Annotated in this window: 16 protein-coding genes; 6 read left to right on the top strand and 10 right to left on the bottom strand. The window is 43.4% G+C overall.

The genetic code is table 11. The annotated features are described in order from the left end of the window. The first annotated feature begins 5 nt into the window (after positions 1 to 5). The 3 genes from F6K49_RS21935 to F6K49_RS21925 all read left to right on the top strand — a co-directional run bounded on the left by F6K49_RS21935 (position 6) and on the right by F6K49_RS21925 (position 1028). Positions 6 to 230, top strand: a complete 225-nt coding sequence (locus F6K49_RS21935; RefSeq protein WP_293100058.1) for a hypothetical protein — start codon at positions 6 to 8, stop codon at positions 228 to 230. Positions 231 to 596: 366 nt separating this feature from the next. Continuing rightward, positions 597 to 743 (top strand): hypothetical protein, encoded by a 147-nt coding sequence (locus F6K49_RS21930; protein WP_293046466.1) that lies wholly within the window; start codon positions 597 to 599, stop codon positions 741 to 743. Between the two features lie 39 nt (positions 744 to 782). After that, on the top strand, positions 783 to 1028 hold the full coding sequence (locus F6K49_RS21925) for a DUF4278 domain-containing protein (protein ID WP_293021970.1): 246 nt from the start codon (positions 783 to 785) through the stop codon (positions 1026 to 1028). A gap of 392 nt (positions 1029 to 1420) precedes the next feature. Here F6K49_RS21925 and F6K49_RS21920 read toward each other — a convergent pair whose 3' ends face one another. Beyond that, the gene (locus F6K49_RS21920) at positions 1421 to 1561 is read right to left on the bottom strand and encodes a hypothetical protein (protein WP_293046468.1); all 141 of its coding nucleotides are present in this window, start codon (positions 1559 to 1561) and stop codon (positions 1421 to 1423) included. 143 nt (positions 1562 to 1704) lie between these two features. On the opposite strand from F6K49_RS21920, the gene F6K49_RS21915 reads away from it, so the two are divergent. Together F6K49_RS21915 and F6K49_RS21910 are read left to right on the top strand one after the other, a co-directional pair. Continuing rightward, positions 1705 to 2508, top strand: coding sequence for a hypothetical protein (locus F6K49_RS21915; RefSeq protein WP_293021971.1), 804 nt, complete (start codon positions 1705 to 1707; stop codon positions 2506 to 2508). A 413-nt stretch (positions 2509 to 2921) separates the two neighbouring features. After that, positions 2922 to 5450 (top strand): serine/threonine-protein kinase, encoded by a 2529-nt coding sequence (locus tag F6K49_RS21910; RefSeq protein ID WP_293100055.1) that lies wholly within the window; start codon positions 2922 to 2924, stop codon positions 5448 to 5450. A 381-nt stretch (positions 5451 to 5831) separates the two neighbouring features. On the opposite strand, the gene F6K49_RS21905 is transcribed toward F6K49_RS21910, so the two are convergent. The 6 genes from F6K49_RS21905 to F6K49_RS21880 all read right to left on the bottom strand — a co-directional run bounded on the left by F6K49_RS21905 (position 5832) and on the right by F6K49_RS21880 (position 10635). Next, positions 5832 to 6605 carry a DUF1350 family protein gene (locus F6K49_RS21905; RefSeq protein WP_293072050.1) on the bottom strand — a complete coding sequence of 258 codons (774 nt, stop codon included), beginning with the start codon at positions 6603 to 6605 and terminating at the stop codon, positions 5832 to 5834. A 100-nt stretch (positions 6606 to 6705) separates the two neighbouring features. Further along, entirely contained in the window at positions 6706 to 7803 is a 1098-nt protein-coding gene (locus tag F6K49_RS21900) for an RNA-guided endonuclease TnpB family protein (protein ID WP_293046202.1), read from the bottom strand. A 260-nt stretch (positions 7804 to 8063) separates the two neighbouring features. Continuing rightward, entirely contained in the window at positions 8064 to 8723 is a 660-nt protein-coding gene (gene hisG, locus F6K49_RS21895; RefSeq protein ID WP_293021974.1) for an ATP phosphoribosyltransferase, read from the bottom strand. Between the two features lie 214 nt (positions 8724 to 8937). Further along, positions 8938 to 9336 (bottom strand): 2-amino-4-hydroxy-6-hydroxymethyldihydropteridine diphosphokinase, encoded by a 399-nt coding sequence (gene folK, locus F6K49_RS21890; RefSeq protein WP_293079643.1) that lies wholly within the window; start codon positions 9334 to 9336, stop codon positions 8938 to 8940. Further along, a complete protein-coding gene (locus F6K49_RS21885; protein WP_293100051.1) occupies positions 9333 to 9755 on the bottom strand; it encodes a FolB domain-containing protein in 423 nt (140 codons plus the stop codon). Before F6K49_RS21885 ends, folK begins: the two co-directional genes overlap by 4 nt. 172 nt (positions 9756 to 9927) lie before the next feature. Next, complete coding sequence (locus F6K49_RS21880) at positions 9928 to 10635, bottom strand: SDR family oxidoreductase (RefSeq protein WP_293100048.1); 708 nt, start codon at positions 10633 to 10635, stop codon at positions 9928 to 9930. 199 nt (positions 10636 to 10834) lie between these two features. Between F6K49_RS21880 and rppA the strand changes: the two genes are divergently transcribed. Further along, positions 10835 to 11509, top strand: coding sequence for a two-component system response regulator RppA (rppA, locus tag F6K49_RS21875; protein WP_293100045.1), 675 nt, complete (start codon positions 10835 to 10837; stop codon positions 11507 to 11509). 31 nt (positions 11510 to 11540) lie between these two features. Here the strand turns inward: rppA and F6K49_RS21870 are convergent, their stop codons facing one another. From F6K49_RS21870 to F6K49_RS21860, 3 genes are all read right to left on the bottom strand, one after another. Beyond that, entirely contained in the window at positions 11541 to 12173 is a 633-nt protein-coding gene (locus F6K49_RS21870) for a ribonuclease HII (protein ID WP_293100042.1), read from the bottom strand. Then, positions 12170 to 14131, bottom strand: a complete 1962-nt coding sequence (locus tag F6K49_RS21865; RefSeq protein ID WP_293100039.1) for an Rne/Rng family ribonuclease — start codon at positions 14129 to 14131, stop codon at positions 12170 to 12172. Before F6K49_RS21865 ends, F6K49_RS21870 begins: the two co-directional genes overlap by 4 nt. A 1813-nt stretch (positions 14132 to 15944) precedes the next feature. Next, positions 15945 to 16402, bottom strand: a 458-nt coding sequence (locus F6K49_RS21860) for an aminotransferase class V-fold PLP-dependent enzyme (protein WP_293100036.1), incomplete at its 5' end; no start/stop codon positions are given.

Below are 16402 nucleotides of genomic sequence, written 5' to 3'. Positions count from 1 at the left end.
GGGGGTTGTTTACCCTTAGTGATGAGATTAGTTATGGGATGCTCCTTGGCCTTGGCCTATTGGCCACGCTACGCGAATGGGCCACGCTACGCGAATGGAGCCGCTACGCGATTGGCCGTAGGCCACGCTACGCGAACGCATTGCCACACTATCAGCAAGATGGGCTAATCACTGGTTTCTCAACGGAAAATCCGATAGGCAAATTTTATAATGTCCTGATGATCAACTGACCAATAAGAAGGTAGCTAAGGGAGCAATCCTGATTGATATTCCAAACTACAGCAGCTTGGGTATCATCAAGATGATAGTTAAATTTATTGCTGTTTCGGTCAATTTCTTACCTGGTTGACTGAATTTTATAGCTGCAAGGGTTTATTTTAACATAGTGAAATCAACCTTGGCAATAGTTTTGTTGGGTTTAGCTACCACTCAACTGCTCTCTACATAAAATCAAGGGTGTTAGGAGTAAAGTCACTCACTCAGATTTGTTACTTGTAAGCATTCAGGTATCAGCACAACAGCCGTCAGTTTTTCAATCAAGCAAAACTTAGGAATTTTCCTGAGGGGAACGAGTACATCAGTTATCTTGGACAACCTTGGCCTTGGCCTATTGGCCACGCTACGCGAATGGGCCACGCTACGCGAACAATCAGCCGATAGCTGATAGCTCTAAGCTGAATGCTTACTGTTCCGTTAGTCTAACTTTCGGTAATTATCTAAGTATAGGCTCTGACTTGGAGTGATCAATTACAGATATCACAAACAATTAAGAGGATAAAATAATGAAATTCACTTACCGTGGTATTACCTATGAAAATAAACCGGTAACTTTTGAGATGAAATTAGAAAAAATTGTTGGTAAGTATCGTGGTATCCGTTGGCGACAGCCAAAGCTCAACGGTGTGCTTTTACCGGAAGCGATCGGTAAATTAAAGTATCGTGGGGCATATTATCTCCACGTTGTTTGGGGTAAACCGATTGATTTTACTAAGCAACGTTACGGAGCAAAGCATCCTTGTTCTAAATAGCTAAGCTATTGCCTTATCCCATATCAGCTATAGCGCCAATCGGCCTTAGCTGAATGCTTACATACATAAGCTATAGAGTATCTTGAAATTCTTCCTTAAGTTAGGCTTTGGGTAATCTACCATAGCAACACTATTACTAAACTAAGGCAAAAGGCTTCCATGGAAAAGGCTTCAATTGCTTACCCAAATTGCCACAATACTTGGCACAATACTATAGATGCTTTGGATGCCTTCCCGTAGGGGTGCGGAAAGCCCGTTATATCCTTGGGACGCTTCTGCTGAGGAAAACCTCTGGATGATTGGTTCAGCTAATGCGCCTCCTTATAGCTAGAAACTGGTGGCGAACACCAGGTTATGATATAGGTTAGTACCCAAAGACTAACTAGTCGAAACTAATCACCGTTCGCGTAGCGTGGCCCAAAGGCCATGGATGGATATGGCTTGAAGCTCCACTCCTGCAGTGGACAAGGGAAGTTCCGTAGCACTCCTTCTAAGGAGAAGGACAAAGGCTTCCAAAAGAAAGTAAAAAACATTTATATGTAGATACTGCGAATTAGCATTTGTCTCTGACTAACTGATTCAAAAGCGAATAATAGCAGGTGCTTACAAATTTTTTACGATATCCACGCTAAGGTAATCCTAGTCAAGAGGTTTTGAGTTTTATTCGATAGTGATTATGTCCCATCATCTCATCTTCAGAGAATCACGGACTCAGGTTTTTGTACCTGTGAAAATTGCATCCTCACCTCCATCTACCATTCCCAAGACGTCTGGCTCTGCTGGGCAACTGGGGAATTTTAATCATTGGATTTTTGTGTCTATTGGACTAGCTTTAGTGGTGATTGGATTAGTAGTGTATGGTAAGCTGCAATTCAAGGATAGGGACAAAAAGCTCAAATTGGAGCAGTATAAAACTGCTGATCTCCGAAAAAAGTTAAAGCTGGCGCTTAATACCATCCGGAAAATGGAATCAAATCCCGATTTGGTTCACTCGCGGGAATTTAATCTGGACTACCTCAGAATGCGAATGGAAGAAGAGGTATTCCACTTTGGAGTTATCAATCAAATTAAAATTCGAATAAAACAGTTAATCAGTATAGCATTACGACCTACTCAAGACTCTAGAAATGTTATCGGTGTTGCTAGTACGTCAGGTCGTAAAATTAATGAAATATTTGATGTTAAGTACGAGACTGAAATTCGAGGTAAACGCAGTGTGGGAGTGCTTTTCCGTATTCAAGTTAAGTTAATGAAATTACCCACTCAACGCACCTCGGCAACCGTTAGCCAAATTATTGACTGTATTGAAACATTTCTTAGTCCAGATGCGGACAATGATACCTGGCAACCAACAATTCAAGGACGTATTGTTTGCATGCGTTGGGATCAAAAGGCAAAACCAACGCCATTATTAGTATTGGAGCAATCCACTGAAGGGGTTAATGTTACTCTAAGAACCAAACGGGTTGGGATGACGTAATACCAATTTAATTGATAGTAGTTTTCAATAGTTTTAGGGAGTAGGGAGTAGGGAGTAGGGAGTAGGGAGTGTGGGGAGATGGGGAGATGGGGAGATGGGGAGATAAAATTTATGTGTAGCCGTAATTTCCAAAATTGGTATTAGCCATTAGCCATTAGTCATTAGTCATTAGTCATTGCCGATTAATAATTACCGATTACCCAACCTTTACAATACCAATGCTCCCGGACATGATATTACGCAGTGAATCTAGTTAATAACGCACCCTACTATTTATAGAGTTTGGTTTCAGTTTGCCGTAAGTCTTGTTGAAATTATTCCTTAACCAACTTTTTAAACAGGCTTTAATAATCTTTATGCAGCTAATAAATTTGCTTCGATACTATAGATAATAAACGATTAAAATAATCAAAATGTTTATTAATCCTAGGGGGTGGTTCGGGAAGATTATTCCTTCCCATACACCAACTCAGTATACAGATATTTCTACAAATAAAGATACATCATCACAGCATAACACTCGGTTAAATCCAGCTAGATTAGGTTTTATACTAGCTGTTTTTTTTCCCCTATTCGGATCAATTTCAACGGCTCGGGATTGGGAGGGAGTGCAACGGATGGAAAGACAAACCCAAGCTTGGTTTTTCCAACTTAGGGGTCCGGTGACTCCCCCAGACAATATAGTGATTTTGGCAATTGATGAGGAGTCTCTGAATTTAAATCAATCCTATTATAATGATGAGTCTCAAGCACTAACTGATTTAGAACTTATCAAAAGCTGGCCTTGGAAACGAGCTGCTTATGCTACAGCAATTGAGCGTGTGATGGCTGCTGGAGCTAGGTCTGTCGCCCTCAGTATTGTGTTAGATAGTCCCAGTAGTTACGGCCAGGCAGATGATCAACGGTTGAGAGAGGTGCTGGAAAACTATGGCGAAAGGGTTACTCTGGCCGCTATGTATGAGACTTACGAAACTGTTGAAGGTGAGACTATCAAGCTAGTTAAGCCAAATTCTGTGTTTGAGAGACCCCAGCTATCTGTAGGTTCTATTAATTATCCCATTGAGCCGGATGGCAGAATCTATCGTCTAGCCAATCAGTTTCCCAAAGTTTGGGCTAAGAATAATCCAGAATTGGCAGAAACATCTGATCAGCTGATTTTTACAGTACCTTCCTTTAATGAGGCTACCTTGGCCAAAAGGCCACGCTACGCGAAGGCAGCTGCTCAGCAATCAGGACTGAGGACGAAGCCCAAAGCAGAGAATATTTTCTTCTACGGTTCGGATGCATTTACATCTATTCCCTTCTGGTATGTCTTAGACGATAATCGCTGGCACACTCGCCTAGAAGATGGTAAGTATTTCCAAGACAAGATTGTGTTAATTGGACCAACTGCTAGCTCATTACCAGATTTTCATCGGACTCCTGTGTCCGACAGAATGGCTGGGGTAGAAATCAATGCTAATGCGATCGCAACACTACTCGAAGGTCATGCCATTGTCCAAGCAATTCCCAATCCTATCCACAGAGGAGTGTTGATATTTTTGGGGGTTAATGTCGTCAGGTACTTATTCAGTCGGATTAAGCGATGGCAAGTTTGCCTAGGCTGGACAGTGCTCGGGGTAATCACTTGGGGAGGAATCAGTTATCTATTTTTCGTGTATGAGGGGCTAATTTTGCCTACAGCAGTGCCTTTAGTTAGCATGACTCTCAGTGGTATTTTCTGTAGCGCTATGGGAGCAAGGCAAGACCTGAAGAATAAACAGCAACTACGCCAAACTCTTAAACATTACGTTTCTGCGCCCATTGTCCAAGAAATTATCTCTGGACAGGATGATTTAAGGAATTTGCTGGAGGAGAGGGAACAAGAACTATTAGCGACTAAGTTAAGTGGACGCTATCAAATCATCAAACGACTTAGTGCCGGAGGATTTGGCGAAACCTTTATTGCTGAAGACACCCAGCGACCGGGAAATCCGACCTGTGTGGTCAAGCAGCTCAAACCTGCTAGCAATAATCCTCAACACTGGCAACTGGCTCGACGGTTATTTCAAACGGAAGCAGAAATTCTGGAAAAGTTGGGCAAACATCACCAAATCCCTGAGCTGTTAGCCTATTTTGATGAAAATCAAGAATTTTATCTAGTTGAAGAGTTCATTAATGGTCATCCTCTCAGCAATGAGTTACTACCGAAACCTCTTCCTGAAGCCAACGTCATTGGGATAGTGGTAGATATTCTACAGGCATTGCAGTTTGTCCATAGTCACAGTGTGATTCACCGAGATATTAAACCTGATAATCTAATTCGGCGCAAATCAGATCAGAAGCTGGTGCTAATTGACTTTGGCGCTGTTAAAGAAATTACTAATCAATTGCATCCAAGACGAAATTTGACTAAGTTCACGGTGGGCATTGGTACTAAAGGTTATATGCCTAATGAACAAGCTGTGGGTAGTCCAAGATTTAACAGTGATATTTATGCCACAGGTATGATTGCTGTGCGATCGCTTACTGGCATACCTCCTAGCAAATTACCCACAGATCCCATAACTGGAGAAGTAATTTGGCTCGATAAGGCACAGGTCAGTCCTGAATTAGCTACAGTGGTCAACAAAATGGTGCGCTATAGCTTCCGAAGTCGCTATCAGTCGGCTCAGGAAGTATTAGAAGCACTGAAACCTTTAACCAAAACCTTGCCAAGATTCTCGTTTAGTAGCCCTGAGTCATCGGTAGCGCTACAATCTCAGGCTTCCACCTTGCCAGAACCAGAGGAAACCATGGTCGATAGTGACTTTTCAAGTTCACAGAAAACTGTTCCGTTGTCAGAATCTACCACAGTGCTAGAGGAGGAAACCATGCCCGATAGTGATTGTTCCAGTTCACAGAAAACTGTTCCGTTGTCGGAATCTACCACAGTGCTAGAGTCTGACGAAACCTTATCCTAGTGATTAGTCATTCAATAGAATAACCTTGGCCTTTGGCCACGCTACGGGAACAAGCTTCAACCGATGGCTGATCGTGGTGCGTTACGGGACCGGCTGTCATACCCTGGCCCATAGGCCAAAAATCCAGGTGAGCCGGTCCCTAACGCACCCTACTGGACCGACACATCTAAAATGGTGCAATAAGCGTAGGTTGGGTTGAAGAATGAAACCCAACACCAGTAACGCTTTGTTTGGTTTCCCTACCGCTCAACCCAACAAACATTTTTAGGTGTGCCACGCCACTACGCCACTTCAACAGAATAACCTTCAACAGAATAACCTTCAACAGAATAACCTTCAACAGAATAACCTTGGCCTATTGGCCACGCTACGCGAACAACCTTAAGCCACTGCTAGAGGATTTAACCATCGCAAAATTTCCCGTTGCAACCGATTTAAATCGCGATAGACTTCTTGCTTGACCCACTGACCTACGGCATCCAATGGGGTAAAAACTGCCCCTGGGTTTAAGGTCACATCTTGCCCTAAAGGTGTTAAATGATTTCCTGGTATCCGCTGTAGCACAACCATATTTGGAAAACGTTTCTTTAAGGCTTGGGTCAAGCTAACACTTTGGTCAATCTCGTCATCAGTGAATTTAATCAGTAAATTACGCTGGATTTGATAGCGTTGAGTAATCAGATAGTTAGTTTCTTGGGGTGAGGGAGTAAACTCTACCTGAAAGACAGGATTGAGGTTTAACTGTTCCACAAAGGGGATAGCACGGTCAGCGGAATAGTTGTTATAGGAAATCAAGATATTACCAGCTCGCTCTACACTGAAGAGGCTGCCAATCAACAAATGCAGTTTGCACCCCATGCTGTGGCCGATACCATAGATGGGTAGATACCGTTTCCTTAAAACATTGGTTACCTGTAAGCGATTTAGAGTAGTCTCGAAGCGGTTGAGTACATCTCGTGCGATCGCAATATGGTCGAGGGTATTCACAAACGGTGTCGCAATCACTGCATACCTTTGAGCTGCTAATTTTTCCAGTAACAATCGGTAAGTTACGTGGGGTGCTGTAGCAATAAACGCCCCACCCAGGAAATGGATAATCCCGGTGGGACGATTGGGGATTAAAACCCAGTTACCAGATATCTCTTGCCAGTCCATGCTATACTGCTCTGTAAAACTGATATAACGCGGTATAATTAGCACGTTAACGTTTACTTCCTGCTTCCCACCCAAAAGTGGGTTGCGTGAGGGGTCGGCCCTACTCACTAACACAGGCTATCACCGAGAAGCCCTCGGCTACATGCTCTAAATTCACACTTGCGTTGTAATCCCTGTCCTTGACTGCACCGCAAGCGAAGCAGCTAAAAACTCGTTGTTTTAGTGGCATTTCTTGAATGTGACCACAACTAGAACAGGTTTTAGAGGATGGAAAAAACCGATCGGCAAAGACTAATTGTGAAGCGTACCACTCGGACTTATATTCCAGTTGGCTACGAATCTCATAGAAGGCAGAATCAGCAATAGCACCGGCTAACTTGTGGTTTTTCAACATACCGGAAACATTCAAGTCCTCTAAGCCGATGACAGCGTGGTTCTTGCTCAGCCAGGATGTTAGTTTATGGATGGCATCTTTCCGGATGTTAGTGACTCTTTGATGGGCTTTTGCTAGCTTCAGTTGAGTTTTATATCTGTTTTTAGAACCGATCTGTCTTCTAGATAATTCTCGTTGAAGTCGAGCTAGTTTTTTCTTAGCCCTTTTGTCGGCTCTGGGATTAGGAAAAACTGTTCCATCTGAGCAAGTGGCTAGGACTTTAACTCCGACATCAACACCTAGGTTTTCTCTAGATTTAACCGTAGGTTCCGGTTCAAACTCGTAAGCTACAGAGATATACCAGGAATCAGCAACTCGACTAATTGTGACTCGCTTAGTCTTGATTTCTGGTAAAGGTTCATAAGTGCTAACCCACCCAATAAACGGAAGTTTTAATCTTCTCCCTGAAAAGGTCATAACTTGGCCACAATTATCAATAGTGAAGCGATCATTTCTGCCTTTCTTCTTGAATCTAGGATACTTGGCTTTCCCTTGAAAAAAGCGGTTAAATGCTTCTGATAAGTGCCTGAATGCAAACTGATAAACCCTTGAACTTAAGGTATATTGCCAGGAATAGTTAGGCTTGACGTGATTGGTATAGAACTTTTTGAGCTTGTTAGTTGAAAGTTTTAGTCCCTCTTTATAAGCCTCGTTCCACATGCCTAACGCCCAATTCCAAATCCATCTTGAATAACCGGCGTGTTGAGCCATCAAGGTTTTCTGTTTGTTATTCAGTTTTAACTTGGTTTTGAAGGCTCTGAGCATAATTCGGGATCATTCTTTTCTCCGTTGTCGAGATGGTGTTTTAATCCCTTGGATAATTCCTGGATTTTCCCATCTAGCTAAAGTCCTGACTTTAACGCCTAGCAACTCAGCGGCTTCAAAGGGGTTTAATCTACTTGCTCAGCTGAGTGACCTTGACAACCTAATTATATTAGCGTGTTGTACCGTAAAATGTCAACTAAGTTTTTACTCTACTTGCGAGGGTGGGTTAGTCACACACCCTACTGACTAAAGAATCATAACTAACTCACTAAAGATTCAGCACTGACCTTAGTCAATTCTCGAATCTGCTCAATCAAATTGTTCATACCATCAATATCGAGGCGATAACTGATGGGATGGGCAATCAGTCTTGCTGTACTCTCATACAAAATGTCAATTTCAATCAAGCCATTCTCTTTTAAGGTACGACCTGTGGACACCAAATCCACAATTGCCTCCGACATCCCGGTAATCGGACCAAGTTCAACAGAACCGTAGAGCGGGATAATTTCCACTGGCAAATCCAGGTTATTGAAATATTCCCGAGCACAGTGAACAAACTTGGAGGCTACGCGACCATGAGCTGGCAAATCCAAAGGGCTTAGATAAGAGCTAGCGGCACGAACTGCCAATGACATCCGACAATAACCAAAGTGTAAGTCACCTAAGGTAGCCACTGCCGGGGTTTTTTCCCGTAGCACATCGTAACCAACTATCCCCAACTGAGCTTGACCATATTCCACGTAAACCGGTACATCTTGAGCTCGTACCAGTAGAGCTTGAGCCGTTTGACTGGGGTCTTGAATCTGGAGTTGGCGGTTGGAGGAGTCTAGGAAGGCACTAAAGTCTAAGCCAACGGATTGCAGTAGCTTGATGCTGTCTTTTAGGAGTGCGCCTTTGGGTAATGCGATGGTAATCATATGGGGAGCTTCGGGAGCTTTGGGAGGGTGTAAATTAGTTCACTGATCAGATCAACTATACCGGTAGAAGCTCAATTATAGAAACCCGTGCTCCTCAAATTATCACCAACCCCATCATGTCCTTAGGTGCGCTCTTACCATTAAGAATTAAATTCGCCACAGGTCGCACCTGTTGAATACTTATGATTCCGGGGGGTTTGTCATTAGCTATTTGTTAAACCTTTAAATCAGGAATCAGCTCTAGCACAGTTTTTTTAATGAAATCCCGCTGATAAAAGTCAGGATCAACAATCCTTCGATTCCAGACCACAATGTCTAAATCTATACAGCGCGGTCCATTTTTATTGGATTGCTTAACCCGCCCTTGGTCAATTTCGACTTGTTTAAGTTTTTGACGAAAGGTCTCAAAACCGTCTTCTGTGTGAATTAAAAAGGCACCATTTAGAAAATCAGGTTGCTCAGTAAAGCCTATGGGTTTTGTTATGTAAAAGCGAGATTCATTAACAAAATTATCAGTTTTTGATAAATTATATTTGGCTAGTTTTACATTTTTATGAGGTTCAATATTAGAGCCAACACTTACTACTACTTCATTCACTACCACTTCATTCATCGTTTAGCACTCAATTCTATAGACACAGAATCGGAAAATCGCAAAGCAAAAGGTTTATCAACTTTTACCTTAGCCCATACTATCCGGGGATTTTCCATTACAATATCTAAAATCATCTGGGTTAGCTTTTCTAGTAAATTAAAGTCGCTTTCTTCTACTGCTTTAATTACACGCTTGCTTAGGGTTTTATAATTCAAGGTATCTTCAACGCGATCGCTTTTTGTAGAATTTCCTGGGGTAAAGCCAGCCTTAATATTAATCACAACATCTTGTTTAGTTTTTCTTTCCCAGTCATTAAATCCTATTATCGTGCGGAGTCTTAAATTTTTTATTTCCAGCAGCGCTTCAACATAACTGTGTTGTTTTTGGCTCCCGAAATCATTAACTTTTATTGATGTAATATCAGTAAGTTGTGTCATATTTTTGATGTATATAGTCTTAATTAACTTTTCAGGTATCAGCCGTCAGTTATTAGTTATCAGTTATCAGTTATCAGTTATTAGTTATCAGTTATCAGTTATTAGTTATCAGTTATTAGTTATCAGTTATTAGTTATCAGTTATAATTTAAAAGCTTACGGCTTACAGTTTATTACAAATTTTGACCGCCATCCACAAATAAAAACTGTCCGGTAACAAATTGATTGGAGAGCAAATAGCGAACAGCCTGACAAATCTGATCCACATTGCCCTGGCTACGCATGGGTACTCTTTGTCTAAGTGTTTCGATATACTGTTCACTTGCCCCGGCTGGAAGTAAAATCCACCCAGGGCAAATTCCATTCACTCGAATATATGGAGCAAACTCCAAAGCTGCCATTTCGGTTAAGTTAGCCAAGGCTTTCTTAGCTAATGTATAAGCAGAATAGGAAAAATCATTCTTGTTGATTCTGGTATCAATAATATTGATAATGTTCCCTTTTTGATAAAGACGAGCAAAATCACGGGTAAAGAAATACGGAGCCTTAAAGTTTACAGCAAAGTGACTGTCAAACAAGTCAAGTTCCGTTTCTTTAAGGGTTGCTGGTTCAAAAATAGAAGCATTATTCACCAACACATCAAGCTCAGGAACATCTGCTTTCACCCTTGGCAAAAGATTGAGCATATCTTGGTCACAGGTTAGATCAGCTTGGTAAAATCGACAATTTCGGTCTAGGGACTGGATCTGTTCCCCTAGGATTTCCGCGTCTTGGCGAGAACGGTTGTAATGAATCGCTAGATCATAGCCCTGTTTCGCTAAGTCTAATGCGATCGCTTTACCAATCCTTTTGGTGCCACCTGTAACCAATGCCCAAGCCATACTGGTTTGTCTTTCTAGCCCTTAAATTATAATTACCCTATGATTAACTTTATCTTAACTAAAATAGTATATCAATGACTTGGCTGTTAACTACAAGTAGTAGGCTTCGTTAATAACCTACGCTACAGATAGAGTCGCTGCGTAAGTCTTATAATTGTGTTGATAGTCAAGCGTCAACCGTCAACTATCAACAAAATCAATGCGTATCCTTTTAGTAGATGATGAAATTGAGCTGACTGACCCCCTGTCTCGGGTATTAACTCGTGAAGGTTACACTGTAGATGTGGCGTATAATGGCGCGTCAGGAAATGAGTTAGCATCCCTTGGCGCTTATGACTTGTTAATCTTAGACTGGATGCTACCGCACATTTCTGGGTTAGAAATTTGCCAACAAATGCGATCGCATGACACCACTACCCCAGTTCTTTTTCTAACCGCCAAGGACACTGTAGATGACAGAGTGATGGGATTAGATGCTGGTGCTGACGACTATCTAGTTAAACCATTTGAACTGCGGGAGTTACTCGCTAGAGTCCGGGCTCTGCTTCGGCGTTCTGCTGCGACTGATGCCAATCCCAGCCAGCGGTTACGGGTTGGACAAATAGAATTAGACTTAAACAATCAAATTGCTTATCGCCACGGACGCCCAATTGAGCTATCGGAAAAAGAAAGCCAACTGCTAGCGTACTTCATGAGCCATGTTGGTATATTATTATCCCACAAGCAAATTTATCAACATTTGTGGCCATCTGAGGAAATCCCAAAAAGTAACAATTTAGCTGCTCTAGTTCGTTTGTTGCGTCGCAAAATCGAAATTAAGGGTTCCGCCCCCCTGATCCATACAGTTTATGGTAAGGGTTATCGATTTGGTTGATTGTTATTTGTTAATAAATAATTTAACTTATTTATTGATTCGCCTGACTACAGGGGCTAAAGGACATGCGATGCAGCCGACATGGTCCGTATTTTTGCAGTGCTAACCGATGCTTTTTGGTACCATAGCCCATGTTGGCTGTCAAATCATACTCTGAATACTTGGTAGCTAGACGAATGATTAAATCATCACGCCACACCTTGGCTACAATACTGGCCGCTGCAATATGAAGCGATCGCTGATCCCCCTTTACTAGATTTCGTTGTGCTATCGGTAAATCTGGCAACCCGTGTAACCCATCAATCAGACAAATATCGGGCTTAACTTTTAATTTAAGCACAGCCCGTTTCATAGCTAACAATGAGGCTTGTAAGATATTGAGCTGGTCAATTTCTGCACTAGTGGCATAACCAATAGTCCAATCCAGTGCCAATCTCTGAATTTCTTGAGACAGCCTTTGGCGTCGTTTCCGGGACAACTTTTTACTATCTTTAACGCCAGCTATAGCCAGTTGTGGCAGGACAGATACAGGTAAAATCACTGCTGCTGCCACAACTGGACCAAATAAGGCACCTCGCCCTACTTCATCTACTCCAGCCACTAAGGAAGGAGTACCGGATAAATCCGGTAACTCAAACACTTCAGTGACTTTGTCCGTTGTCATTTATCTGCTGAAGAGCGGCGACGGCGGCGGCGCACGATGGGGGGACTGTTAATGGTGCCATTGGCAGTAGTGAGTTGATCAGATCCAGTTTCTGGAATTGGTGTGGCAGCACTAGATTCCACCAAGTCGGATTCCTCTAACTCTGGCTGATCGTCGATGGAGGATTGACTATTAGTTGAATCGGTAGTTGAATCGGTAGTTGAATCGGTAGTTGAATTGGATAATTCTTCTTCATTATCCTCGATTTTTTCTCCCGGCAGTAACACTGAGATAATTGCTGACCTAGGATCTTTCACCTCTCGATCTAAATTTAGTATAGGGGAAATGCCCATCAACGCATAAACATCTTGTTCTTCTGGGCTCATTTCAACCCTGACCAATTCTGGTGGTTCTTTCTCTTGAGCAAACTTGACTAGCTGGGGTTTTTCTACTCCTGAGGTCGATACCTCGGTTTCTGTGATGGCATCAAAGTTGGATGAGACAGAGATCACCCGATTGACTCCCCTAGTAATTGGTTCTTCCCTAATCACTGGGTCATCAATACGACGGCGGCGGCGGCGGCGATTATTTACCGCTCCCCGTTCCTGATAACTGGGGTGATTGAGCAAGTCCAACTCATTATCATTCTCAGAAGATAAGTCTACGGGTTCGTTGAACTGTGGAATGCTTCGCTCTGCTGGTAAGGGGATTGGTGCTAAGGTCTCTAGTGCTTCTGCTTCGACTTCACCGGGAAGATGTGCCAGATGTCCTAAGCCGCCACAGGTAGCACAGCTTTTACCAAACAACTCATAAATATTTTGCCCTTGGCGCTTGCGAGTCAGTTCCACTAAGCCAAGTTCCGAAAGCTGGGCAATCTGTGGTCGGGCTTTGTCCTCTTTTAGGGCTTGATTGAAGTGTTCGAGAACTTGCAACTGATCCCGCCTGGTGTCCATATCAATAAAGTCAACAACGATCACCCCAGCTAGATTACGTAGGCGCAGCTGGCGGGCAATTTCTGTTGCTGCCTCACAGTTAGTCCACAAAACCGTTTCCCGTGCTGTAGCTGAGCGGGTAAAGGAACCAGAGTTCACATCAATTACGGTTAGAGCTTCGGTAGGTTCAATGATAATGTAGCCACCAGATGGTAAATCTACTCTTGGCTTGAGGGCTTCTCGAATTGCAGCATTGACCCGGAAATATCCCAAAATTGGCATGCGATCGCGGTGATGGTCAATCAAGACCCCCTCTGGTGCTTGACCTCCACTCCAGCTCAACAAGTGTTGTTTAACCCGTTTGACTGCAGTACTAGAATCCACCACAATCCGATTAACATCAGCAGTGTACATATCCCGGAGGACACGCTGAATAAAATCATCATCCCGATTAAGTAGGGCTGGTGCTCTGGTAGAGGTTGCTTCGAGCTGGACAGCTTCCCATTGTCTTTGCAGGTTTTCCAAGTCTTCCATAATGGCTTCTTCGGCTCTGCCTTCAGCTTCGGTGCGCACCAGCACTCCCATGCCCGATGGTTTGATTAGAATTGCTAGAGCTCTGAGGCGATTGCGTTCACTTTCGCTCTTAATCCGCCGAGACAAGTTCACTCCTCGGCCATAAGGCATCAGCACCAAATAGCGACCGGGTAAACTAATATTACCTGTAAGCCTTGGCCCTTTATTACCCGTAGGTTCTTTCATCACTTGCACCAACACCTTCTGCTGGGGAGTCAGCAGTTCGGTGATCGCACCAGAGCGGCGTTTCAAGCGCAATGGTCCTAAGTCTGTCACATGAATAAAACCATTGCGATCAGGATCCCCAATGTTGACAAATGCTGCATCAATACCCGGTAAGACATTTTCTACAATGCCTAGATAAATATCACCGACCTGGTGATTACCGGTGGCAACTACTAGTTCTTGAATTTGATCTTCCCAAAATACAGCAGCAAGTTGATGTTGCTCTGCAATAATAATTTGCTTTGGCATGCAATTTCCTCAAAACTTCGTGGTACGCTTAGTCCTACAGTTAACGATAGGAGTCGTACTTTATTTCTAGGTCTGAAATGTTCGGTGATTTACTGCCATTAAACTGATCGGCCACAGAGACTAATAAATAGACTATGAATAACTAGAGGTGCGACCCGTGATGGCGAGCAATCCCTTGACCGTAGGTCACGCGGGGCGCGTTCGCCATCACGGAAAGCCCACTTAACTATTTTGTTGCTCATTGTTTGTTCGCGTAGCGTGACCTACGGTCAATCGAAAACTGTAGTCAATGGCTGTAGTCAATGGCTGTAGTCAATGGCTGTAGTCAATGGCTGTAGTCAATGGCGGTGAAACTGTCTCGAAGCCCCGTCTGTTTAAAGGGGGGTGCTGACAGGGGGTTTGTTTGGTGAATGGGATTGTAGCGGCTCTGCTGATTGTACCACTTGGAGGTGCGACATTAGTTCTCTACTTTAAGACTCGCTTTCCAGTAGGATGTTCTGTCGCAAAGTCGAAAATTTTTGAGGTGCGCGCCCGTTAGCGCCCTGCGTCGGCTTTGCCGAAAGGCGCGACCCAAGAAGCCCGGGTTCCCGAGCCAAAGTAAAGCGCACAATCACGCGAATTTAAATAGCCAAGTAAGAGCGCACCTATGTGTAATTGTCTCGCAATCTGCCTGGCCTTTCCTATAATCCCGTAGGGACTTCGGGGGATGTTAAGCCTGACAAATTGATCACGTGACTCTTGTGGATTTAAATAATTCTAACCGATTTTCTGAGGATTTTGACTAACACTTGTGAATCCCTGTCTCTATCCAGTCGCACTCTGAAATATAGACAACGGATTACTTTGCCACTGATATAACTACAAAAATGGAGGTTAAGCCACTCCCCCCATCAAGAAGTGTGACCAGTGGCAAATTTAATTCCCATTAGGAAAGCTCACCTATGGTGACATACTCCCACACTGACCTATCGGTTCAGTGTGGGCTTCTTACCAACTCCAGCTATTGCTTAGGATACTCGGTAAGCTTTATTAACGATACGGGATGCCCCTCCGCACCGGAACAATACAAAAAGTTCTATTTTTAGACACGCAGGTGGCGGTTAGCTCTTAATTTGTCTTCCCTGCTATTTTTATTATAACGTTTTTCAGGCTGTTTATCAGAGTTCCTGCCCGCGATTCATCCCACACCTCAATGCGCAGCATGAGTGTGGGATGAATCGCGGAGGAAGCTAAAACAGGCTATGCGCGATGGTTTTGGCTAACCACAGCTCCGATAGCTGAAAGTCAGTTGACCCCTTATCGGCACTGTTCGGGATTTACCACAAACTACCCAGTTGCTACCAATCTATCCAAAAGTTTGAATTTTTTATTAGCTGACTATTTCCTGACCAGAGGTCTGGAAATTCTTCAGGGTTTCTGTCTATATCTCCTGAATCTCCCTGTTTCAGCAGCTTTACTGCTTAGATTTAGGGTCTTGAGGCACATATGTTTGCGGTTAGCTCTTAATTTATCTTCCCTGTCTTGATGCAGTCGCTAATGGGGGAAACCCCCAAGACCTCGCTGCATCGCTACCATTCCTAGTGTATCACATTGGTAAGATCCTTTGGGACTCTTACCCTGCGCTTCCCATACGACACCTACCCAATAAAGGTAAAGTGCGGGGATTTTCGCGGTTCAGCTGAGGAGCGAAATCTCCTTTGTGGTACCGATGTGATCGTAGCCTAGAAGCTTACGCTTTGCAATTTAAAAGCTGGTTTCGGTTACCCCACCCAAATTATAAAATATGGCTAGGGACTGCGCTCAACAATTTTGTTCAATTAATTTTGACAGCTTGAGATTGGCGCAGAGACTGAATCGTTGTGATCGTATGCTCAGCCACTAAGCCAATTTCTGCCATGGTATTAAAGCGTCCAATTCCAAACCGGATGGAGGCATAAGCCATATTTTCCGGATGTCCTAGGGCTAATAGTACATGGGAAGGAGCTACAGTTGCTGAGGAACAAGCGGAGCCAGAAGAAACGGCTGCCACAGGCTGTAATCCTAGCAGCAGGGCTGCGCCATCTACTCCCTCCACACTAATGTTAAGGTTTCCGGATAATCGCTGGGTAGGATGACCATTGATCTGGATACTTTCTAGTTTAGAGAGAGTGGTCCACAGACCCTCCCGGAGTTCTATCAACCGTTGAGATTCTGAGGGTTGTTCTTCTAACCCCAGTTCCACAGCCTTAGCAAACCCCACAATCTGAGGGGTATAAAGTGTGCCAGAACGCA

The organism is Moorena sp. SIO3I6 (genome assembly GCF_010672095.1).
The sequence above is the reverse complement of the archived record's forward strand: the minus strand, read 5'-3'. Positions and strand labels throughout refer to the sequence as shown.

Coding starts and splice junctions, on each gene's coding strand:
- F6K49_RS21925 (WP_293021970.1), top strand. CDS start 783: ATGAAATTCACTTACCGTGGTATTACCTATGAAAATAAACCGGTAACT.
- F6K49_RS21920 (WP_293046468.1), bottom strand. CDS start 1,561: ATGTTTTTTACTTTCTTTTGGAAGCCTTTGTCCTTCTCCTTAGAAGGA.
- F6K49_RS21915 (WP_293021971.1), top strand. CDS start 1,705: ATGTCCCATCATCTCATCTTCAGAGAATCACGGACTCAGGTTTTTGTA.
- F6K49_RS21910 (WP_293100055.1), top strand. CDS start 2,922: ATGTTTATTAATCCTAGGGGGTGGTTCGGGAAGATTATTCCTTCCCAT.
- F6K49_RS21905 (WP_293072050.1), bottom strand. CDS start 6,605: ATGGACTGGCAAGAGATATCTGGTAACTGGGTTTTAATCCCCAATCGT.
- F6K49_RS21900 (WP_293046202.1), bottom strand. CDS start 7,803: ATGCTCAGAGCCTTCAAAACCAAGTTAAAACTGAATAACAAACAGAAA.
- hisG (WP_293021974.1), bottom strand. CDS start 8,723: ATGATTACCATCGCATTACCCAAAGGCGCACTCCTAAAAGACAGCATC.
- folK (WP_293079643.1), bottom strand. CDS start 9,336: ATGAATGAAGTGGTAGTGAATGAAGTAGTAGTAAGTGTTGGCTCTAAT.
- F6K49_RS21885 (WP_293100051.1), bottom strand. CDS start 9,755: ATGACACAACTTACTGATATTACATCAATAAAAGTTAATGATTTCGGG.
- F6K49_RS21880 (WP_293100048.1), bottom strand. CDS start 10,635: ATGGCTTGGGCATTGGTTACAGGTGGCACCAAAAGGATTGGTAAAGCG.
- rppA (WP_293100045.1), top strand. CDS start 10,835: ATGCGTATCCTTTTAGTAGATGATGAAATTGAGCTGACTGACCCCCTG.
- F6K49_RS21870 (WP_293100042.1), bottom strand. CDS start 12,173: ATGACAACGGACAAAGTCACTGAAGTGTTTGAGTTACCGGATTTATCC.
- F6K49_RS21865 (WP_293100039.1), bottom strand. CDS start 14,131: ATGCCAAAGCAAATTATTATTGCAGAGCAACATCAACTTGCTGCTGTA.